This is a genomic window from Shimia abyssi, from assembly GCF_003014475.1.
In the GTDB taxonomy this organism is placed as follows: domain Bacteria; phylum Pseudomonadota; class Alphaproteobacteria; order Rhodobacterales; family Rhodobacteraceae; genus Shimia; species Shimia abyssi.
The window spans coordinates 708,415-726,631 of the sequence record NZ_PYGJ01000001.1 but is presented as its reverse complement, the minus strand read 5'-3'; the positions used below and the strand labels follow the sequence as shown (position 1 = coordinate 726,631).

General features: G+C 56.3%; 26 protein-coding genes. 12 read left to right on the top strand and 14 right to left on the bottom strand.

The window, feature by feature from the left end:
* Window positions 1-42: 42 nt before the first annotated feature.
* The 8 genes from CLV88_RS03555 to CLV88_RS03520 form a co-directional block, all read right to left on the bottom strand.
* Complete coding sequence (locus CLV88_RS03555) at window positions 43-339, bottom strand: chorismate mutase (protein WP_106606954.1); 297 nt, start codon at window positions 337-339, stop codon at window positions 43-45.
* Entirely contained in the window at window positions 332-937 is a 606-nt protein-coding gene (locus tag CLV88_RS03550; RefSeq protein ID WP_106606953.1) for a GNAT family N-acetyltransferase, read from the bottom strand. The genes CLV88_RS03555 and CLV88_RS03550 overlap by 8 nt, the downstream gene beginning before the upstream one ends.
* Window positions 937-1,485 carry a GNAT family N-acetyltransferase gene (locus CLV88_RS03545; protein ID WP_106606952.1) on the bottom strand — a complete coding sequence of 183 codons (549 nt, stop codon included), beginning with the start codon at window positions 1,483-1,485 and terminating at the stop codon, window positions 937-939. Before CLV88_RS03545 ends, CLV88_RS03550 begins: the two co-directional genes overlap by 1 nt.
* A complete protein-coding gene (locus tag CLV88_RS03540; RefSeq protein ID WP_106606951.1) occupies window positions 1,482-2,012 on the bottom strand; it encodes a GNAT family N-acetyltransferase in 531 nt (176 codons plus the stop codon). Before CLV88_RS03540 ends, CLV88_RS03545 begins: the two co-directional genes overlap by 4 nt.
* The gene (locus CLV88_RS03535) at window positions 2,009-2,548 is read right to left on the bottom strand and encodes a GNAT family N-acetyltransferase (RefSeq protein WP_106606950.1); all 540 of its coding nucleotides are present in this window, start codon (window positions 2,546-2,548) and stop codon (window positions 2,009-2,011) included. Before CLV88_RS03535 ends, CLV88_RS03540 begins: the two co-directional genes overlap by 4 nt.
* Window positions 2,545-3,069 (bottom strand): GNAT family N-acetyltransferase, encoded by a 525-nt coding sequence (locus tag CLV88_RS03530; protein ID WP_106606949.1) that lies wholly within the window; start codon window positions 3,067-3,069, stop codon window positions 2,545-2,547. The genes CLV88_RS03535 and CLV88_RS03530 overlap by 4 nt, the downstream gene beginning before the upstream one ends.
* Entirely contained in the window at window positions 3,070-4,602 is a 1,533-nt protein-coding gene (gene ffh, locus CLV88_RS03525) for a signal recognition particle protein (RefSeq protein WP_106606948.1), read from the bottom strand.
* A 185-nt stretch (window positions 4,603-4,787) separates the two neighbouring features.
* A complete protein-coding gene (locus CLV88_RS03520; protein ID WP_106606947.1) occupies window positions 4,788-6,092 on the bottom strand; it encodes an NADH:flavin oxidoreductase/NADH oxidase family protein in 1,305 nt (434 codons plus the stop codon).
* A gap of 113 nt (window positions 6,093-6,205) precedes the next feature.
* Here CLV88_RS03520 and CLV88_RS03515 point away from each other — a divergent pair, with 113 nt between their 5' ends.
* Together CLV88_RS03515 and CLV88_RS03510 are read left to right on the top strand one after the other, a co-directional pair.
* The gene (locus CLV88_RS03515; protein ID WP_106606946.1) at window positions 6,206-6,742 is read left to right on the top strand and encodes a prolyl-tRNA synthetase associated domain-containing protein; all 537 of its coding nucleotides are present in this window, start codon (window positions 6,206-6,208) and stop codon (window positions 6,740-6,742) included.
* Complete coding sequence (locus CLV88_RS03510) at window positions 6,732-7,523, top strand: phytanoyl-CoA dioxygenase family protein (RefSeq protein ID WP_279338342.1); 792 nt, start codon at window positions 6,732-6,734, stop codon at window positions 7,521-7,523. The genes CLV88_RS03515 and CLV88_RS03510 overlap by 11 nt, the downstream gene beginning before the upstream one ends.
* Window positions 7,524-7,560: 37 nt before the next feature.
* Here CLV88_RS03510 and CLV88_RS03505 read toward each other — a convergent pair whose 3' ends face one another.
* The gene (locus tag CLV88_RS03505) at window positions 7,561-7,908 is read right to left on the bottom strand and encodes a DoxX family protein (RefSeq protein ID WP_106606944.1); all 348 of its coding nucleotides are present in this window, start codon (window positions 7,906-7,908) and stop codon (window positions 7,561-7,563) included.
* 21 nt (window positions 7,909-7,929) lie between these two features.
* Window positions 7,930-8,469, bottom strand: a complete 540-nt coding sequence (locus tag CLV88_RS03500; protein WP_106606943.1) for an FMN-dependent NADH-azoreductase — start codon at window positions 8,467-8,469, stop codon at window positions 7,930-7,932.
* 114 nt (window positions 8,470-8,583) lie between these two features.
* Here CLV88_RS03500 and CLV88_RS03495 point away from each other — a divergent pair, with 114 nt between their 5' ends.
* Entirely contained in the window at window positions 8,584-9,465 is an 882-nt protein-coding gene (locus CLV88_RS03495; RefSeq protein WP_106606942.1) for a LysR family transcriptional regulator, read from the top strand.
* Window positions 9,462-10,343: a DMT family transporter gene (locus CLV88_RS03490; protein WP_106606941.1), complete on the top strand. Its 882-nt coding sequence runs from the start codon at window positions 9,462-9,464 to the stop codon at window positions 10,341-10,343. The genes CLV88_RS03495 and CLV88_RS03490 overlap by 4 nt, the downstream gene beginning before the upstream one ends.
* A gap of 52 nt (window positions 10,344-10,395) precedes the next feature.
* Here CLV88_RS03490 and CLV88_RS03485 read toward each other — a convergent pair whose 3' ends face one another.
* A complete protein-coding gene (locus CLV88_RS03485) occupies window positions 10,396-10,731 on the bottom strand; it encodes an ArsR/SmtB family transcription factor (RefSeq protein WP_106606940.1) in 336 nt (111 codons plus the stop codon).
* A gap of 388 nt (window positions 10,732-11,119) precedes the next feature.
* Here CLV88_RS03485 and CLV88_RS03480 point away from each other — a divergent pair, with 388 nt between their 5' ends.
* The 7 genes from CLV88_RS03480 (at window position 11,120) to CLV88_RS03450 (ending at window position 15,337) form a co-directional block, all read left to right on the top strand.
* Entirely contained in the window at window positions 11,120-12,040 is a 921-nt protein-coding gene (locus tag CLV88_RS03480) for a LysR family transcriptional regulator (protein WP_106606939.1), read from the top strand.
* Window positions 12,041-12,225: 185 nt separating this feature from the next.
* Window positions 12,226-12,555: an AtpZ/AtpI family protein gene (locus tag CLV88_RS03475; protein ID WP_106606938.1), complete on the top strand. Its 330-nt coding sequence runs from the start codon at window positions 12,226-12,228 to the stop codon at window positions 12,553-12,555.
* 2 nt (window positions 12,556-12,557) lie between these two features.
* Complete coding sequence (locus CLV88_RS03470; RefSeq protein WP_106607092.1) at window positions 12,558-13,316, top strand: F0F1 ATP synthase subunit A; 759 nt, start codon at window positions 12,558-12,560, stop codon at window positions 13,314-13,316.
* 52 nt (window positions 13,317-13,368) lie between these two features.
* On the top strand, window positions 13,369-13,593 hold the full coding sequence (locus CLV88_RS03465) for a F0F1 ATP synthase subunit C (RefSeq protein WP_022572950.1): 225 nt from the start codon (window positions 13,369-13,371) through the stop codon (window positions 13,591-13,593).
* An 82-nt stretch (window positions 13,594-13,675) separates the two neighbouring features.
* Window positions 13,676-14,203, top strand: coding sequence for a F0F1 ATP synthase subunit B' (locus tag CLV88_RS03460; RefSeq protein WP_106606937.1), 528 nt, complete (start codon window positions 13,676-13,678; stop codon window positions 14,201-14,203).
* A 4-nt stretch (window positions 14,204-14,207) separates the two neighbouring features.
* Complete coding sequence (locus CLV88_RS03455) at window positions 14,208-14,765, top strand: F0F1 ATP synthase subunit B (RefSeq protein WP_106606936.1); 558 nt, start codon at window positions 14,208-14,210, stop codon at window positions 14,763-14,765.
* Window positions 14,766-14,953: 188 nt separating this feature from the next.
* Window positions 14,954-15,337 (top strand): hypothetical protein, encoded by a 384-nt coding sequence (locus CLV88_RS03450; protein ID WP_106606935.1) that lies wholly within the window; start codon window positions 14,954-14,956, stop codon window positions 15,335-15,337.
* Here CLV88_RS03450 and CLV88_RS03445 read toward each other — a convergent pair.
* On the bottom strand, window positions 15,334-15,972 hold the full coding sequence (locus CLV88_RS03445; RefSeq protein ID WP_106606934.1) for a ribonuclease T2 family protein: 639 nt from the start codon (window positions 15,970-15,972) through the stop codon (window positions 15,334-15,336). The two genes, CLV88_RS03450 and CLV88_RS03445, sit on opposite strands and share 4 nt — an antisense overlap.
* Before the next feature lie 134 nt (window positions 15,973-16,106).
* Here CLV88_RS03445 and CLV88_RS03440 point away from each other — a divergent pair, with 134 nt between their 5' ends.
* Window positions 16,107-16,853: a DUF1013 domain-containing protein gene (locus tag CLV88_RS03440; RefSeq protein ID WP_106606933.1), complete on the top strand. Its 747-nt coding sequence runs from the start codon at window positions 16,107-16,109 to the stop codon at window positions 16,851-16,853.
* Between the two features lie 210 nt (window positions 16,854-17,063).
* Here CLV88_RS03440 and recR read toward each other — a convergent pair whose 3' ends face one another.
* Complete coding sequence (recR, locus tag CLV88_RS03435; RefSeq protein WP_106606932.1) at window positions 17,064-17,654, bottom strand: recombination mediator RecR; 591 nt, start codon at window positions 17,652-17,654, stop codon at window positions 17,064-17,066.
* 111 nt (window positions 17,655-17,765) lie between these two features.
* Window positions 17,766-18,110 carry a YbaB/EbfC family nucleoid-associated protein gene (locus CLV88_RS03430; RefSeq protein ID WP_106606931.1) on the bottom strand — a complete coding sequence of 115 codons (345 nt, stop codon included), beginning with the start codon at window positions 18,108-18,110 and terminating at the stop codon, window positions 17,766-17,768.
* Window positions 18,111-18,217: the final 107 nt, after the last annotated feature.

Sequence of the window (18,217 nt, the reverse complement as noted above, 5' to 3'; positions counted from 1 at the left end):
GCGTTTCGTAGGTCGGACATTTTTGTCCGACTTACGGGATTGTCATGATTGGTGTTTCTTATGATGCTGAATGACTTCAGCGATGACGAAGTTCAGGAACTTCTTGGCGAATTCCGGGTCGAGATCGGCCCGTTTTGCCAGATCTTCTAACCGCGCGATCTGTTTCGCTTCACGATTTGGATCGGACGGGGGAAGGTCGTGTTCAGCTTTCAGTTTCCCGACAGCCTGCGTGTGTTTAAACCGCTCGCCTAAGGTGTAGACAAGGATGGCATCGAGTCTGTCGATGCTGTCGCGATGGTCTTTCAGCACCTCAGCGGCGCGGGTCACGGCATCAGTCAAGGGCGTATCCTTTCGGTTTGAACATCGGGTCGGCGTAGTGGCTGATTTCCATCTCAATGCCGTCGTTGATCTGACTGTTGGCCAGCTGTGCGGCGCTTGGGTGGCGATAAACCACATCATTTCCATCCACTGAGGCTGCGGATTTGTCTTTGTCGGCACCAAGGCGTTCAGCAAGGCGGATTGAATCGAGGTTTTTCGGGTCGAGATAGGATACGGCACCGTCCCAGCCCAATTGGGTGTAAAAATATGTGCGCGCGGCGTGAGTGGCCTCGAGAGCATAGCCGTGTCCGGCCATTTCGGGCCAGATAATCCAGGCGATTTCCCGCTCTGGCCAACCGGCGGGCATCCAGCCGCCAGCCATGCCATAGGTTTCGTCTGTTGCCTTATCGTGGATCATCCACATGCCATAGCCGCGAATGTTCCAATGGCCGATTTCGGCGGCATAGAGCATCCAGGATTCATAAGGGCTCAACGGCCCGCCCATAAAGCGCGAACGATAGGATGCGAATGTAGCTTTGAAGTTCGGGTAATCCTCAGGCTCAGGGCCGCGTAGTATCAAACGGCGCGTTTCGAGCTGAGGGATGTTGTGCGTTGCCATTATACACCCTTTCCCGTCGACGAGTTGCGCGCGTCTGGGCCTGGGTGGCGCCAGATTTCGATGGTACCATATTCTGGGTCTTCAAAATGCTGTTCGAATATCGCGCCGAGGCGCCTCGCGACAGCCTTGGACGCGTCATTCATTGGGTCAATCTGAGAGACTGCCGTGTCCCAGCCAAGCGTTTCATAGGCGTGAGCGCGAGCGGCAAAACCAGCCTCTGTGGCATAGCCTTTGCCGGTGGCGTGTGGCATGAGGGTCCAGCCGATTTCGCGTTCGAACCAGCCATCAGGGAACCACAGGCCAACGCGGCCCATGTAGGTGCCGGTCGCTTTTTCTTCCAACGCCCAGAATCCAAAGCCGCGCAGAGCCCAGTGACCAATCACCATGGCTATCGATCGCCATGCGCGGTGCGGGGGCAACGGGCCGCCAACAAACTTAGAAGCGTCGCTCGCAAAGAAATCTTTTTCGGTCGCGATGTCATCTTCGCAATGTGCGCGTAGGATCAGGCGATCGGTTTCGAGCGTGGGGATGGCGAAGGTCGTGCTCATGCGTAGGCCTCCATCCCGCCGTCGCGATCGCCTGCTATATGGCGATAGACGAGGTCATCAGGCTCGGGGCGCTCGGCAATGTCGTCGCGGAGCGCGCCAAGGCGCTCGGCAAGTGCGATGGACGCGGCATTGTCGGCGTCGATATAGCTGACAAGCGTAGAATGCCCCGCGACATCAAAAGCCCAGTCGCGCACGGCGGTTGCGGCTTCAAATGCGTAGCCTTTTTGCTGGGCCTCAGGGAATACGCACCAGCCTAGCTCGATTTCCGGGAACCTTGGGGGTTTGTTGATGCCAACCTGTCCGATCAGCGCGCCCGTCGCAGTAAGGTCAACCGCCCAGCTGCCAAAGCCAAGCCAATCCCAAGAGACCACTTCGGCACCAAGCCAGCGCCAGAGTTCGTCATCAGAAATGGGCCCGCCCATATATTTCGCCCAGTCAGATGCAAAATGCTTGGTCATCGGCTCGAAATCCTCGAGGCGATGGTGACGCAAGGTCAGGCGCGATGTGGTAAGGGTGGGCGCGGTCATGCCGTGGTCCTCACATCAGTAGCGGGGACCGGGTGGCGATAAATTAGGCACGGCTTTTCTGGCTTGGGTTGACGTGCAGTGGCATCCAGTGTTGCCCCCAAGCGTTCCGCCAATGCGATGGACGCTGTGTTTTCCGCGTCGATATAGCTGACAACAGTGGGTTGCCGCAGGTCTGTAAACGCGTGACCTAGTGCGGCGCGCGCAGCTTCAAAAGCGAAGCCCTGACCCTGATTGGCCGCATCAAAGATCAACCAACCGATTTCAAACTCAGGCCAGTCAGCTGGATACCATGCTCCAACGAGGCCAATGGCGGTGGCGTCAGGTGTAGATTTGCGGACAACAGCCCAAAGCCCGTAGCCGCGAATGTCCCAATGGCCAATTTCAGACGCGAAGTGACGCCACGCCCCGCCCAACGAAAACGGCCCGCCGACATAGCACGCTCGCTCAGACTGAAAGAAGGTCACGGCGGCGTCCGTATCACGCGCGTCAGGCTTGCGCAGGATCAGGCGATCGGTGGTCAGGGTCTGGACGGTCATGCGGAAGCTCCCGCAAAACAGGCCGTGGTCAAATCATAGGTCAAGCAGCCGGAATACCAATCGGGCGCCGGTTTTTCCGTGAGTGCCGCGCCAAGTTTCTCGGCTACGCGCACAGAGGCGAAATTGGCAGGCTGGACGAGGATTTCCAAAAGCGGCCAGTTTTGGTCTTTCAGTAGGTGGTCGCGCATCGCAAGGGCGGCTTCGGTGGCGTATCCATTGCCTTCTTGGGTGCCATCCCACAGCGTCCATGTAAGCTCTGGGGCTTTGGTAGCATCAATGCAGAGTGGGCCGACATGGCCGATGGGTTTGTCGCCCAGTTGGATGACGTAACGGCCAAAGCCACGGATCAACCAATGGCCAAGCAACACGGCTAGTTTTTCGAAACACTGGTTCTCGGTATAAGGGCCGCCAACAAACTCACTGCGCGGGCCCATGTAGAAGGCCGTGAGCACAGGGAGGTCCGAAGGATCGGGCCTGCGCAGCGTGAGACGCTGCGTGGATATGACCGAGGCAAGGGTCACTTACTTTTTCTTTCCAAATCCGCTGAGGCCGGGAGGCAAAGCTGCACCGCCGCCCATACCGGAGAGTCCGCCAGGGAGATTTCCTCCGGGAAGACCGCCCTTCATGCCCATGGCCTTGGCCGCCTTTTGCAGCTCTTTTGGGTCCATACCCGCGGCCATTTCTTCGGGCGAGGGGCCACCTTTGCCGAACATCCCGCCAAGCGCCTGTTTCAACATACCGCCTTTGCCCATCTTGCCCATTTTCTTCATCATGTCAGACATCTGGCGCTGCATTTTCAGAAGTTTGTTAAGGTCGGAAACCTCCATCCCGGAGCCTTTGGCGATACGTTTTTTGCGCGATGCCTGGAGTAGCTGCGGGTTGGCGCGTTCTTTCTTTGTCATGGATTGGATCATGGCGATCTGGCGGACGATCATCTTGTCGTCAAAGCCCGCGTCTTGAACGCCTTTGGCCATCTTGGCCATACCGGGCATCATGCCCATCACGCCTTCCATGCCGCCCATTTTCTGCATCTGTTCAAGCTGCATCTTCATGTCGTTCATGTTGAAGCGGCCTTTGATAAAGCGCTTCATCATGCGTTCGGCCTGTTCGGCCTCGATGGTTTCCTGAGCCTTTTCAACAAGCGCGACAATATCGCCCATGCCAAGGATGCGGCCCGCGATCCGGTCTGGCTCAAAGGTTTCGAGCGCGTCCATCTTTTCGCCAAGGCCGACAAATTTGATTGGTTTGCCGGTGACGGCGCGCATCGACAGGGCGGCACCACCCCGCCCGTCGCCATCCATCCGGGTGAGGACCACACCTGAAATGCCAATTTTGCCGTCAAATTCTTCGGCCACTTCGACCGCAACCTGACCGGTCAGGCCGTCAACAACCAGCAGTGTTTCGCGCGGGTTGACCGCGTCGCGCACATCTTCGACCTCTTGCATGAGGGTTTCGTCGATCTGAAGGCGACCGGCGGTGTCGAGCATATAGACGTCATAACCGCCTAGTGTGGCCTGTTGCTTGGCGCGCTTGGCGATCTGCACCGCGCTTTCACCCGCCACGATGGGCAGCGTATCGACTCCGATCTGGGTCCCGAGCACGGCGAGCTGTTGCATCGCGGCGGGGCGGTAGATGTCGAGCGAGGCCATCAGCACACGTTTGCCGTTCTTCTCGGTCAGGCGCTTGGCGAGCTTACCGGTGGTTGTGGTTTTACCAGAGCCCTGAAGGCCAACCATCAGGATCGGCGCAGGAGCGTTGTCGATTCTGAGTTCGCCGGGTTCTTCGTTGTCGCCTTCCAGAACGTTTTGCAGCTCGTCATGGACAATCTTGACGACCTGCTGACCGGGAGTAACCGATTTGGTCACGGCCTGACCGGTTGCTTTTTCCTGAACCGCTTTGACAAAGTCTCGGGCAACTGGCAGCGAGACATCGGCCTCGAGCAGGGCAACGCGCACTTCGCGCAGGGCTGTTTTTACATCGTCTTCTGAGAGCGCGCCTTGCTTGGTCAGGCGGTCAAAGACCCCAGAGAGGCGTTCGCTAAGATTTTCAAACATCGCTACCGGCTCCTTTATCGCCCGTTACATATCTGGCCCAAACATATGAGCGGACCGCCCAAACGCCAATGTCCCCCGTGGGCGAAACTCGCTAACGGGGGTCGATCCCGGCCAAAGGCCATGGGACCGGAAGCTTGACGGACTTCCGGAATGTGAGGGGCGGATAGACCCAATGGGGCTTGGAGTCAAGCGGTGTTGGTCTTTGAGCGCCTTGCAAACGGCTTGCGGATCATTGCGCGAAACATGCTTTTGCCCAAATACCCCAGCATCAGCCCGAGCGCATTTTTGGTTTCCCGCTTAGAGGGTTCGCGGGCGGCGGCCATGCGATCCATTTGCCAGACGTAATATTCAACGCGCGCAACGGTATTGGTGAGGTTGATCAGCCAGTTTTGAGCGTTCACACCCCATGTTCCCGTGCCGAGTGTCAGTCCGTCTTCTGATATACCAATACGGTCGGTTCCGCCGTTAATAAGGTCAGCGGCGCCATCAGGATGCACGCAGAGGGGGCGGGCGAGGCCGATCATGTCGATACCGTCTTCTATCAGTGCTTGTTGCATCGCGGCGCGGCTGCGAAAGCCGCCAGTGACCATGATTGGGATTGTCACTTCTGCGCGAATCTCGCGGGCGTAGTCGAGAAAGAACGCTTCGCGTGCTTTGGTGCTGTCGCGTTGGGGGGCATCCGGGGTGGCGGTTGCAAAGCTCATTTCCTCGTAAGTGCCGCCAGATATTTCCAGCAGATCGATGCTGTCTTCCTGGAGCCAGCGAGCAACTTGTTTGCAGTCTTCCAACGTGAAACCGCCCTTTTGGAAGTCAGCAGAATTCAATTTGACACCTACGGGAAATGAAGGCCCGACGGCTCTACGAACCGCCGCAACGACGCGGCGCAGAAAACGCGCTCGGTTTTCAAGAGAGCCGCCCCAGTAATCCGTACGATGATTGGTGATGGGAGAGAGAAACTGGCTGATGAGATAACCATGCGCGCCGTGGATTTGCACGCCATCAAACCCGGCCTTTTGCAGAATACGCGCGGTTTCCGCGTATCGCCGGATCGCATCGTTTATATCGGTGTCACGCATTGCACGCGGTTTGCCGAACAAACCAAGCATTTTGAGCTTTTCGTTAGATGGTGACAGCGGGCGGGCGTTCACCACCATCGGGCATTGTCTGCCGGGGTGGCTGATTTGGACCCAAGCCTGCGTGCGTTCGGATTTTGCGGCCTCAGCCCATTTTGAAAGGGCGGTGATGTCGCGTTCATCTTCGACAACCACGTTACCCGGGCGCTCAAGAAATCGACGATCGATCATCACATTGCCTGTCACCTGCACCGCAAGGCCACCTTTTGCCCATCGGCGGTAAAGGTTGATGTGCTTTTCTGTCGGGGCGTCATGCTTGTTGGCCATCGCCTCTGTCATAGCACTTTTGCTGAGGCGATTAGAAAGCGTGACGCCACAAGGCAGCGTGAGAGGCTGAGACAGGGAAGTGTTTGACATAAATGCGACCCTAACAGCGGTCTTGAAGCGCGGGTAGCGTTTTGTATCAGGCGGTCTTGCAGCGAATTGAACAAGGGGGCAGAAGTGAACCGCCTAGCCAATGGAGAGCAGATATGGATGCATCAGTAGACAGACAGGAAAGCCTACCAATCAGTTCCGACACGCTGCTTGCCCGGTTGGACGAATGGGGGCTGCGGTATGAGTTGTATGACCACGTGCCCTTGCGCACGGTTGAAGATGCCAAGTCGGTCGAAACGATGATGTTTGTGCCGGGGGAAAAGGCGCTGAGGGTCAAGAATTTGTATCTGCGCGACAAAAAGAAGCGCAACTATCTGGTCACGCTGGAGCAGGATCGCGAAATTGATCTCAAGGCGTTGGGAACGCAGTTGGGGATTGGAAATCTCAGCTTTGGGTCTGCGGATCGCTTGTTTGAGCATCTTGGCGTCCGACCTGGCGCGGTGACGCCCTTGGCGATGATCAACGGTTCGAGCAAGGGTGTTCGGTTCTTTATGGACAGCGCATTTGACAACGCGGATCGAGTCTATATGCATCCGCTGGTCAATGATCGCACTGTTGCGATGAAGCGCGAAGATATGTTGGTGTTTTTTGAGCGGATTGGCGTGACACCTGAGTGGATCGGTGAAAGCTGACGACGCGAATGCGAGGAGATTGAGTTTGCAGGGATACTTGAGTTCACACCAGGTTGAGGCGTTTCGCCAGACTGGGTTTGTTCACGTTCCGAGCGTGTTTTCGCCAAGAGAAATGGACGAAGTCACTGCCTGGGTGCAGGAGATGGAAGATCGAGCCGACCGAGCCGGAGATATCTGGAAGTATTTCGAGGCGCTTGAAGATGGCGGGCGATTGCTGAACCGGATCGAGAATTTTGAGCCGCATCATGCTGGGATGGCACAGATCATGGCGGATGATCGCCTGTTGGGTGCCTGTGGGCAGCTGTTCGACGAAGAGGCGGTTTTGTTCAAGGACAAGATCAACTTTAAGAAACCCGGCGCAAGCGGATTTGAAGCGCATCAGGACATGCAGGCGGGCTGGGATCGCTATGGATCCTTGCATATTTCTGTGCTGGTCGCAGTGGACGCGCAAACTGAAGCGAACGGCGCACTAGAGGTAATGGCTGGTTTTCATGACAAGGGACTGCTGGGCGAGATGTGGGCCCCTTTGTCTGACGAAAATGTGGCGGGTGGCAAATGGGAGACTTGCTTTTGCCAACCGGGGGACGCGCTGTTTTTTGACAGTTTTGCGCCGCACCGCTCAGCCCCCAATCGCAGTGATGCAGCGCGGCGGGCGATGTACCTGACATATGGTCGACTGTCAGAAGGTGATCAGCGGGCGCAATACTATGCCGACAAACACGCCAATTTCCCGCCGGATATCGAACGCGACCCGGATGCGGACTATGCGTATAAAGTTTGACGAAAAGGGCGCCTAGGTTGGGAGGCGCCCTTTTTTCTTAAGCCATCGGGCTTTGATCTCGGTACGAATAGAGCGTGTAGGCTGCGAGTAAACCGAGGACGAGTGCTGGAAGAAATGAGCCACCAATCAGCACGATATGGGTGAGAATCGCGCCAACCATGGTGACGACCAGCGTGCCAGCGGCAAAGAACTGTTTGCCGGGAACCCAAAGGGCGATGGCCGCGCCGACTTCGATCAGGCCGGTGACATAGCGGAACCATTGGCCCACACCGACGCCCTCGAACGCGGCGACCATCATTTCGTGGCCGGTCAATTTGAAGAAACCAGCTGCGGCGAAGGCCAGTGTGAGCAGGGCCTTGACAACGATGAGCAGGTATTTCTGCATGATCTCTCTCCGAATTTGTGATTATGCGGCCAGCGTTTCGACTGAATTACCGTCTTTGTCCGGGATGGTCACGTCGGTAATGCCGACAAACCCCAGAACAAAGCGGATGTAGTTTGAGGCGAAATCCATATCGGACCCGAGCTGTGTGCCCCCGGATGCAATTGTCACAATCGCCTTTTTGCCGGTCAGGAGGCCTTTGGGGCCGTTTTCCGTATAGGTAAATGTCACGCCGGCGCGGGCGATCTGGTCGATCCATGCTTTGAGTACGGCGGGCAGACCAAAATTATACATGGCCGTGCCGATGACAATTGTGTCGGCGGCTTGTAATTCGCCAACCAATGTGTCCGACATTGCGAGCGATGCGTTTTGATCGTCGGTGCGGCTTTCTGGGGGAGTGAAAGTGGCTGCGACGAAAGTTTCGTCTAAAAAGGGAAGGCCCGATGTCAGATCGCGGCGAATGACGGTGTCTGCGTTTTGATCGGCCACAATTTTGGCTGAGGCCTGACGAGATGCGCTATCGGCAAAGCGAGCAGATGCGTCGATGTGAAGAACGGTGGTCATGGTCTTTTGTCCTTTTTTGAGTTGTTGTCTGAAACACAGATGGGGCATTGCAAATTCACACACAATTGAGATAATCGCGCATATTGTGTTGGAAAATGCACATGAGGGGACGTCATGGAAGATTGGGACGAAGTGCGCACCGCGTTTCAGGTGGCGCGGATGGGGACGGTGAGTGGTGCTGCGGATATACTGGGCGTGCATCATGCGACTGTGATCCGGCATATTGATGCGCTTGAGGCGCGGTTGGGTGTGAAACTGTTTCAGCGTCACGCGCGTGGGTATACGGCCACCGAAGCAGGGCAGGACCTGATGCGGGTTGCACAGGCAACGGATGATCAGTTTGGGCAGTTAGAGGGGCGCATCAAGGGGCGGGGGGCTGATGTCTCTGGCGAGCTTGTAATTACGTCGCTGGGAGGATTTGCCAATATTATCACGCCGGTTCTGGCTGAGTTTCAGCAGCTACATCCGGATCTAATGGTACGTTTTTTGACGGATGATCGTGTGTTTCGCCTTGAGTATGGCGAGGCCCATGTCGCAATCCGCGCGGGCCGCCACACAGAAATGCCTGACAATGTGGAGCAGGATCTTGCGGTGCTAAAGATCGGGCTGTTTGGAAGCAAGGCATATCTGGATCAAAATGGCGGTCCCAAGAGCGAAGATGATTTGGAGAACCACCGGTTCGTCGGACATGACGATGAAAACAATCGCGCGCCATTTAATAAATGGCTTGGCGAGCGCGTTCCGCGCGAGCGAGTAGTTTTTCGTTCGACGTCAGATCGGGCGATCTTGTCTGCCATCAGAGGCGGTATTGGGTTGGGTTTTGTTGCGCTTCACACGGCAGAAAACGACTCAGATTTGCAGATGGTTCTTGAACCTCGCGACGAATGGGCGGCGCGTATGCGTATTGTGACCCATGTTGATTTGCATCGCACAGCCAAGGTGCAGGCGTTTCTCAAGTTTCTAAGGAAAAAAGCGAAAGATTGGCCGGGCATATGACTGAAACATCACGTGGCCATCTGGCGATGTTGGCGTTTTCGGCGCTGGTGGCGGGATCGTTTTCGCTGGGTTCACTTTCGGCAAATGAAATTGATCCGGCGGCGTTTAATGCGGTGCGGTTTCTTTTGGCTGCCGTCCTTATCGGGTTTGCTGCCTGGTTTGGCAAAGGTGTGCCGCGCAGTACATTGACGGCGCCGTGGCGTTATTTGATTCTGGGTGGGCTGTTTGCGACGTATTTTGTGCTGATGTTTGAGGGGCTCAAGACGGCCGCGCCGGTCAGTACGGCCGCAGTATTTACCTTGACACCATTGATGTCGGCCGGGTTTGGCTTTGCGCTGCTGCGCCAGATTACCACGCGGCGCATGTGGTTGGCATTGGCGATTGGTGCAATTGGCGCGTTGTGGGTGATTTTTCGCGCGGACTTTGAGGCCTTTTTGCAGTTCCGCGTTGGCCAAGGTGAGATTTACTATTTTTTCGGCTGTATCGCACATGCGCTGTATACGCCGATGGTGCGAAAACTGAACCGGGGCGAGACGCCATTGGTGTTTACACTGGGCACGTTGATAGCAGGGTTTGTGTTGTTGACTGGCTATGCATGGAGCGATTTGCGCGCGGTGGACTGGGTCGCGCTGCCGTCGATTGTGTGGATTGCCCTAGTGTATGTGGCGGTGTTTGCCACCGCCGGGTCATTTGTTTTGTTGCAATCCGCCGCGTTGAGGCTGCCTAGTGCAAAAGTGATGGCGTATACTTATTTGGTGCCCAGCTGGGTCGCGGTTTGGGAAATTGCATTGGGCAATGGCGTGCCAAATGTGTTGGTTTTGGGGGGTGTTGCGCTAACGATTGTTGCGTTGTTGCTGTTGTTGCGGGATGAGCACTAAGTTGCCCACTCAGGCGATGCACGCCCACTCGACCCGCAGCGCCCTGGCGAGCTTAGCGCTGCGGGGCCTCGGGCAGCTCGGTTTTGAGAAAACGTTCAAAGGCGTCGAGGTTGACCGGTTCGAACTGTCCAAAACCCTGCATCCAGACGGAGGCCACCCGCATGGCATCCGGTTCCAGTTTGCACCATTTCACCCGCCCGCGTTTCTCCTGAGAGATCAGCCCGGCCCGTGTCAGGATGACGAGATGCTTTGAAATGGCCGCCAGCGAGATGTCAAAAGGTTCGGCCACATCGGTCACCGCCATGTCGTCTTCGAGGAGCATGGCCAGAATTTCCCTGCGGGTGGGGTCGGCAAGCGCGGCAAAGACGATATCGAGGGACTGGGCCATGGCGCAATGTGTAACCGGGTCCGCGCGCGGGGGGAAGAGGGCTCAGAGTCTGGGGTGGTGGGTGTGCCGGGATGGCAGACGCAGACGGCGCACTTCAAGATCAGCGGAAGAAAGACCCACATCGCGGGCCTGTCGGTCGGAGAGGTGAGGGTAGAACTGTCTTGGATCGGTCAGGCGACTCGTGAAAAATTGCCAGATCAACCTGAGGGATTGGGTTGGCCTTGGCAGAATTTGAGCAAAACTGTACCGGGCGCGCCGAGGCGCGGTGAGTGTGTCAGGCATGGCCGACCTCCGTAAAATTCTGTGTGACCTGACTATTTCAGAGACGTGAATTGGCCACAAACAGCAAATATTGACAAGTTACGTGCCTAAAAGGCACAAATGGAGCATGGCGAGAAATCTACCTCCCTTAAATGCCCTGCGTGCCTTTGAGGTGGCGGGGCGGCATGAGAGCTTTAGCCGGGCGGCAGAAGAGCTGAACGTGGCGCATTCGGCGGTCAGCCGCCATGTGCGCGGCCTTGAGGCGCGGCTGGGGGTTAAGTTGTTTCGGGACTTACCACGTGGCGTTGAACTGACGCCGGAGGGGCGCGGATATCTGGCACGGGTGTTGCCGGCGCTGGACATGATCGCAGAGGCGACCGAAGATTTGGCACAAACGCCGCGCGGGGTGGTAACGGTGAACAGTGAGCCATTGTTCGCGGAGCGCTTCATCCTGCCAAGGTTGGCTAAGTTTCAGGAGGCATACCCGGATATAGAGGTGCGACTGGAGGCGTCGCCCTTGTTGGCAGATGTCGAACGCTATGAGGCGGACCTGGCGGTACGCTTCACGCAATCAGGCGGTCTGGACGTGCCTTGTGAGTTGCTGACAGCCACACCAATTTACCCACATGCCACCTCAGAATACATGGACAGGCATATTCGCGAGCCTGCGGACCTGTTGACGGTGCCTCGGTTTCGCGATCGGGGCAATAATATCTGGATCCAGTGGTTTGCCGCCGCTGGGGTGCAGGCCGCGGGGCTCACGGATGGCGGGTGGAGATTGAAATCACCTCTTGCTTACGAGGCGGGGCTAAATGGGCTGGGCGTCTATTTGGGGTCTTCGGAATGTGTTTCGTTTGATCGGGAACGCGGGCGGCTTGTCCGGTGTTTTGATATCGGAATCTGGGATGGCGCGTTTTATCTGGTGCATGGCAGTCGGGGAATCCGGCGGTCTGCGGTGAAACAGTTCCGCAATTGGCTCCTGGATGTGACAGCGGAGTTTCGCGGAGAGCTCGGAGGGGAAAGCTGGCAAGATCAACCGAAAGGTTGAATATAAGAAATCCGACGAAACAGGGTCGTTTGGCATGTGCAGGGCGGTGAGATGGAGTTTCATTACTGTTGAAGTTTGATAAAAAACAGATGCTTAGGGTGCGACGAGCTGCCGCCTGAAGCGCATTGACTCGGAGCGCGCCGCGCCGTAGCAATGCGCCAACGTCAGCGAGGGGAAATTTGCGCGTGACCGACCCGGACCAAAAGGACAGCATGAAGCGTCTTGAGGAGCGGATCGAGGCGGCCCGAAGGGCCCAGGACCCAAAGCCCCGCGCAGACGAGCACTATTCGGCGGCCAATCAGGCATGGCGCATGGTGATTGAATTGGTGGCCGGTCTTGGGATCGGCTTTGGCATCGGATACGGGCTGGATATCCTCTTTGGGACCCTGCCCATTTTCATGGTGCTGTTTACATTGTTGGGTCTCGCGGCCGGTATCAAGACGATGCTGCGCAGCGCCAAGGAGATCCAGGCGGAACAAATGGCTGCAGGGCCAGAGAAAGACGAGAGGGATTGAACGTGGCAAGCGAAGCACACGGCGCCGAAGAGGGCGGTCTGGTATTCCACCCGATGGATCAGTTCATCATTAAGCCACTGTTTGGTGGCGATACGATCAGCTGGTACACCCCAACCAACGCGACATTGTGGATGGCGCTGGCTGTTGTTGCCGTGATCGCAATGATGGTGATCGGCACACGTAGCCGCGCGATTGTTCCAAGTCGCAGCCAGTCGATTGGTGAGTTGGCGTATGGTTTCGTATATAAAATGGTCGAAGATGTGGCCGGCAAAGATGCGGTCAAATTCTTTCCTTATATCATGACGTTGTTCATGTTCATCGTGTTTGCAAACTTCCTCGGCTTGATCCCGATGTCGTTCACGCCCACTTCGCATTTTGCGGTGACTGTGGTTCTGGCGATGCTCGTGTTCCTGACGGTCACAATCGTTGGTTTTGTCAAAAACGGCGCGGCATTTCTTGGTCTGTTTTGGGTATCAAGCGCGCCTTTGGCTTTGCGCCCCATTCTGGCGATCATTGAGGTGATCTCTTATTTCGTACGCCCTGTCAGCCACAGCATTCGTCTTGCTGGTAACGTTATGGCGGGTCACGCGGTGATCAAAGTGTTTGCAGGCTTTGCCGCGATTGCAGTGGTTAGCCCTGTTTCCGTGGTGGCCATCACTGCGATGTACGGTCTTGAGGTTCTGGTGTCCTTTATTCAGGCCTACGTCTTTACCATTCTGACCTGTGTTTATCTGAAAGATGCGCTGCATCCTTCGCACTAAGGTCTGAACCCTCACACTACCTATTAACTTCCAATCGTAAGGAGATACACTCATGGAAGGTCAACTCGCACACATCGGCGCAGGTCTCGCAGCAATCGGTTCCGGCGCAGCCGCTATCGGTGTTGGTAACGTTGCAGGCAACTACCTTGCAGGCGCACTGCGCAACCCTTCGGCGGCTGCTTCGCAGACAGCCACATTGTTCATCGGTATTGCATTCGCAGAAGCACTGGGCATCTTCTCGTTCCTGGTTGCGCTGCTGCTGATGTTCGCCGTCTAATCCGAACGGAACCATCCTTACGTACGGGTGGGCGCGTCTAACGCCCCACCCGTGTTTTTACGGAAGTTCCCAGGAGGACGTTATGGCGACCGAAACACACGCCGCAGAGGCAGCCTCTGCACCCGGCATGCCACAGCTCGATTTTTCGAACTGGGGTAACCAGATTTTCTGGCTGGTGCTGACCCTGCTGGCGATCTACTTCGTCCTGTCGCGCATCGCGCTACCGCGGATTGCTGCGGTTCTGGCCGAGCGCCAGGGGACAATTACGAATGACATTGCCGCAGCTGAAGAGCTGAAGGCAAAGGCTGTGGAAGCGGAAGAGGCTTACAACAAGGCGCTGGCGGATGCCCGTGCCGAGGCGCAGCGCATCGTTGCTGAGGCCAAAGCCGAAATCCAGGCGGAACTGGACACCGCGACCGACAAGGCCGACGCTGAAATCGCCGCCAAGGCCGCTGAATCGGAAAAGGCTATTGCCGAAATCCGTGCCGGTGCGCTGGAAGGTATCAAGGACGTGGCCAACGCCACCGCTGTTGAACTGGTCGCTGCCCTGGGCGGCGCGGCTGAGGACGCGGACGTGACTGAGGCAGTTGATGCCCGGATGAAAGGGTAAGCTGATGCGTAAACTAACGACACTTGCCGCCCTGCTCGTAGCAAGCCCCGCGTTTGCCGCCAGCGGACCCTTCTTCTCGCTGGGCAACACTGACTTTATCGTCACGCTGGCGTTTTTGCTATTCATTGCTGTCCTGTTCTATTTCAAGGTGCCCAGCCTGCTGGCTGGCATGTTGGACAAGCGGGCAGAAGGAATTCAGTCTGATCTGGACGAGGCTCGTTCGTTGCGCGAAGAGGCGCAGACTGTTTTGGCAACTTATGAGCGCAAGCAAAAAGAAGTTCAGGAACAGGCGGATCGCATTGTTGAGCATGCCAAAGCCGAAGCTTCTGCTGCTGCTGATCAGGCCAAGGAAGATTTGAAAGCCTCTATTGCGCGCCGTTTGGCTGCGGCTGAGGATCAAATTGCCTCTGCCGAAGCGGGCGCTGTCAAGGAAGTACGGGATCAGGCGATTGTAGTTGCCATTGGTGCCGCACGCGATGTGGTTGCAAAGCAGATGACAGCGGCAGAGGCCAACAAGCTGATTGATGCGGGCATTTCTGAAGTTGAAGCCAAGCTTCACTAAGACCTGCTCAAACCAAGATTAAGGAAGCCCGGTGCACACGCACCGGGTTTTTTTTGGACGTAACGCCACGTTACATAGGTCTCCGGCCCTGTTGGAATTTCGCAGAGGTTTTCAGCAAGCAAGCCGTTTTCTTGCCAAACTTTAATGTTTGTGTGTGCCGATCTGGAATGGTCGTGAGGTGCTTGCATATGCAAAAGGTCTATGTTTTGGCAGGCGTGGTCGCACTTGTTGCGTGTTCAAACGGCATGTCGACGGTCTCGGCAACACCGGTAACTGTTGAGCCGGGAGAGTTGTTTTGGGCAAAGAATACTATGGCGGAACGCACCGGGCGACCGGGTGGTGCGCAATTCCGCAACATGTTTGTTGCAGATTTGAGCAACGGGGATCGCGTGTATTGTGGCGAGATGAAAGTGTCAGACGGGCAGAACAGTTTTCAAGGCTATGTTCCGTTCTACATGCGCCATAGCCGGAGTGTGGTCAAAGCGGTGAATTGGTCACCAGAGAGCGCAGATTTTTCTGAACGAAAATGTGGCGAAGCGAGGTCGGGCCAGTTGCGGATCAACGAACTCTAGCGGATCGGTTCAAGAATAGCGTCCCGCAGGTTGCAGTCGTGGATCACATCTCGTCCGCAAGGTACAGGTGCCAGATATTTTGACAAACACACTCGGGCCTCCTGAATGTAGTCGTTGCGGCATGTAATAGTGAGCATATCCGGTTCAAGTTTAGGGTTTTCCTTGAGAAACGCCTGCTCGATAACAGAGGCTGGCACGGTGATGGTGGTGGTCAATCGGCGCAGAACGTCGGGGCGCATGATGCTTTCATAGGCGCGCCGTGCGGTGGCGAAATAGTCATCAGCCGAGAGCCCGGAGCAGCGCCCGTGTTTTTTCCATTGGTACCAGGCCAGTCCAGAAGTACCCATGATATCAGACATTTGATTGGTCAGGCTGCGCGGCGGGTTTCGGTGATTGGTGCGGCAATAAGACGGCCAGCCACGATGATATTGTGGCCACAGACCGTGCATGACCCAGCCATGCCCCTGATCCTCGGCACACTGAGGAGAGCCCTTTTGGTCCCCTTCAATTGTGCACCAGTTTGGCGACCAGCTGAGCGCCAGGACATAGTAATCGAACTCTCCGGCCTTTTCGCCATCCGCATGGGTGTTTGTGCCCATCAGCAGTGCGATAAGCAGCAATATTGTAGCGCGCATTCGCTCTTCCCTTATCCAACAGATGCTACTATATAGGCGCGAAGTTCCCCGACAACGGAAACCGTCCCGGACCAAGTCCCGGACAGCCTGCACCGCCAGGCAACGGGGAGGATATGTGTTAAGGAGACCTGCAAATGTCAAAACTGCTGCACCCAAAAGCGACCGCCGTTTGGCTAGTGGACAACACGACGATCAGCTTCAAGCAAATCGCCGATCTGGTGGGTATGCATGAGCTTGAGATTCAGGGCATCGCCGATGGCGATGTAGCGACTGGCGTTAAAGGGTTTGATCCGGTTGCAAATAATCAGCTGACGCAGGAAGAAATCAATAACGCGCAATCCAATCCATTGTACAAGATCAAGGTCAAGTTCAATGCTGCCGCGCAAGGCGAAGAAAAACGTCGCGGGCCACGTTATACGCCATTGTCCAAACGTCAGGATCGCCCCGCATCGATCTTGTGGTTGGTCAAGTTCCACCCTGAACTGAGCGATGGTCAAGTCGGAAAACTAGTTGGGACAACCAAACCAACGATTCAGGCGATCCGTGAACGGACACATTGGAACATCGGAAATATTCAACCGATTGATCCGGTTGCGTTGGGCCTGTGCAAGCAGTCAGAGCTTGACGCTGCAGTTCAGAAAGCCGCTGCGAAGCTGGCCGCAGAAGGCGAGGTCATGAACGATGACGAACGCCGCAAGCTGGTCTCGACCGAGCAATCGCTGGAAATGGATGCTGAACCCAAGATCCCGTCGGCCATTGAAGGTTTGGAGACGTTCAGCCTGTCGAATGATGAAGACGAAAAAGACAATAGCGATTACTCAGACGCGGACAGCTTCTTCAATCTGCCAGGTGGCGACGACGAAGAGGAGCAACCTCGCTGAACTTTCGATTTTTGGGAAATTGTATCGGGCCGCCTCACAAGAGCGCGGCCCTTTTTCTATTGTGAGAAGCCTTAACGGTTCGCACACGGTCTGATTTTGTTCATGCTCAGATACAGGCGCCAACAGGCTCAGCGCAAGCTGAGCCACGCCCAACGCTTTTGAATGCAGCTTGCTGCGCGAAAAAGCGGCGGGAGCTTGCCTGTCTACGAGCTAAAGCTGTTTGCGTGCGTTGAGTGCGGCACTGATCGTGCCTTCGTCCAGATAATCCAGCTCGCCACCAACCGGGACGCCCTGCGCCAGCGAGCTCAACTTGACCTGCCCTTCGAGCTGGTCGGCAATGTAATGCGCTGTTGTCTGCCCATCGACGGTTGCGTTCAACGCGAGAATGACTTCTGAAATCGCCTCACTAGCGACGCGGTCCACCAGACGTGGAATTGAGAGATCTTCTGGGCCAACACCATCCAAGGCCGACAATGTGCCGCCCAATACGTGGTAACGCCCGGCAAACACCCCAGCGCGTTCCATCGCCCAGAGGTCGGAGACATCTTCGACCACACAAAGTTCGCCAGTCGCGCGTTTTTCAGATGCACAGATGTCGCAAATTTCGGTGGTGCCCACGTTCCCACAATTGAGGCACTCGCGGGCAGTGATCGCAACCTGCTGCATGACATCCGCCAATGGGGTCAGCAAAAGCGCGCGCTTGCGGATCAGATGCAGCACCGCGCGGCGCGCCGAACGCGGGCCGAGACCCGGCAGGCGCGCCATCAGATCGATCAGCGCATCTATGTCATTGTCGCTCATGAACGGTTTTCCAAACTGTAGCTAGCCTCGGCGGATGCAAAAGTGCCGGCTCGACCAGCATATCAGCTACGCTGGCACCGAAAAGGGAGGTGGGAAAACCAATGCGCAAGATCAGAATGGCAGCTGGATGTCCTTGGGAAGGCCGAGGCTCTCGGCAATCTTGTTCAATTCTTCCTGTGACCGGTCTGCGGCCTTTGTCTGGGCGTCTTTGATGGCTGCGAGGATCAGGTCTTCGACCACTTCCTTGTCGTCGCCGTTGAAGATCGAAGGATCGATATCGAGTGCCTTGAGCTCACCTTTAGCAGAAGCCGTCGCCTTGACCAGCCCGGCGCCACTTTCGCCAGTGACCATGATGTTTTGCAGCTCGTCTTTCATCTCAGTCATCTTGGTCTGCATGTCTTGAGCTTGCTTCATCATCTTGGCCATATCGCCAATATTGCCGAGTCCTTTGAGCATGGGAGTTCTCCTGATCGAATTTGCGTGAGTTGCAAAGTAGATAAGCTGCCTGAGCGGTCTCGGCAAGGTGAAAGGGGGTGGCCAATTGATGGTGCTGAACCTACCGT

What these genes read in the sequence shown, in the direction of transcription:
- CLV88_RS03445 (WP_106606934.1), bottom strand. Translation starts at nt 15,972, where the DNA reads ATGCGCGCTACAATATTGCTGCTTATCGCACTGCTGATGGGCACAAAC.
- CLV88_RS03550 (WP_106606953.1), bottom strand. Translation starts at nt 937, where the DNA reads ATGGCAACGCACAACATCCCTCAGCTCGAAACGCGCCGTTTGATACTA.
- CLV88_RS03430 (WP_106606931.1), bottom strand. Translation starts at nt 18,110, where the DNA reads ATGCTCAAAGGACTCGGCAATATTGGCGATATGGCCAAGATGATGAAG.
- CLV88_RS03520 (WP_106606947.1), bottom strand. Translation starts at nt 6,092, where the DNA reads ATGTCAAACACTTCCCTGTCTCAGCCTCTCACGCTGCCTTGTGGCGTC.
- CLV88_RS03515 (WP_106606946.1), top strand. Translation starts at nt 6,206, where the DNA reads ATGGATGCATCAGTAGACAGACAGGAAAGCCTACCAATCAGTTCCGAC.
- CLV88_RS03500 (WP_106606943.1), bottom strand. Translation starts at nt 8,469, where the DNA reads ATGACCACCGTTCTTCACATCGACGCATCTGCTCGCTTTGCCGATAGC.
- CLV88_RS03540 (WP_106606951.1), bottom strand. Translation starts at nt 2,012, where the DNA reads ATGACCGCGCCCACCCTTACCACATCGCGCCTGACCTTGCGTCACCAT.
- CLV88_RS03465 (WP_022572950.1), top strand. Translation starts at nt 13,369, where the DNA reads ATGGAAGGTCAACTCGCACACATCGGCGCAGGTCTCGCAGCAATCGGT.
- CLV88_RS03485 (WP_106606940.1), bottom strand. Translation starts at nt 10,731, where the DNA reads ATGGCCCAGTCCCTCGATATCGTCTTTGCCGCGCTTGCCGACCCCACC.
- CLV88_RS03460 (WP_106606937.1), top strand. Translation starts at nt 13,676, where the DNA reads ATGGCGACCGAAACACACGCCGCAGAGGCAGCCTCTGCACCCGGCATG.
- CLV88_RS03505 (WP_106606944.1), bottom strand. Translation starts at nt 7,908, where the DNA reads ATGCAGAAATACCTGCTCATCGTTGTCAAGGCCCTGCTCACACTGGCC.
- CLV88_RS03490 (WP_106606941.1), top strand. Translation starts at nt 9,462, where the DNA reads ATGACTGAAACATCACGTGGCCATCTGGCGATGTTGGCGTTTTCGGCG.
- CLV88_RS03450 (WP_106606935.1), top strand. Translation starts at nt 14,954, where the DNA reads ATGCAAAAGGTCTATGTTTTGGCAGGCGTGGTCGCACTTGTTGCGTGT.
- CLV88_RS03535 (WP_106606950.1), bottom strand. Translation starts at nt 2,548, where the DNA reads ATGACCGTCCAGACCCTGACCACCGATCGCCTGATCCTGCGCAAGCCT.
- CLV88_RS03455 (WP_106606936.1), top strand. Translation starts at nt 14,208, where the DNA reads ATGCGTAAACTAACGACACTTGCCGCCCTGCTCGTAGCAAGCCCCGCG.
- CLV88_RS03440 (WP_106606933.1), top strand. Translation starts at nt 16,107, where the DNA reads ATGTCAAAACTGCTGCACCCAAAAGCGACCGCCGTTTGGCTAGTGGAC.
- CLV88_RS03545 (WP_106606952.1), bottom strand. Translation starts at nt 1,485, where the DNA reads ATGAGCACGACCTTCGCCATCCCCACGCTCGAAACCGATCGCCTGATC.
- recR (WP_106606932.1), bottom strand. Translation starts at nt 17,654, where the DNA reads ATGAGCGACAATGACATAGATGCGCTGATCGATCTGATGGCGCGCCTG.
- CLV88_RS03480 (WP_106606939.1), top strand. Translation starts at nt 11,120, where the DNA reads ATGGCGAGAAATCTACCTCCCTTAAATGCCCTGCGTGCCTTTGAGGTG.
- ffh (WP_106606948.1), bottom strand. Translation starts at nt 4,602, where the DNA reads ATGTTTGAAAATCTTAGCGAACGCCTCTCTGGGGTCTTTGACCGCCTG.
- CLV88_RS03495 (WP_106606942.1), top strand. Translation starts at nt 8,584, where the DNA reads ATGGAAGATTGGGACGAAGTGCGCACCGCGTTTCAGGTGGCGCGGATG.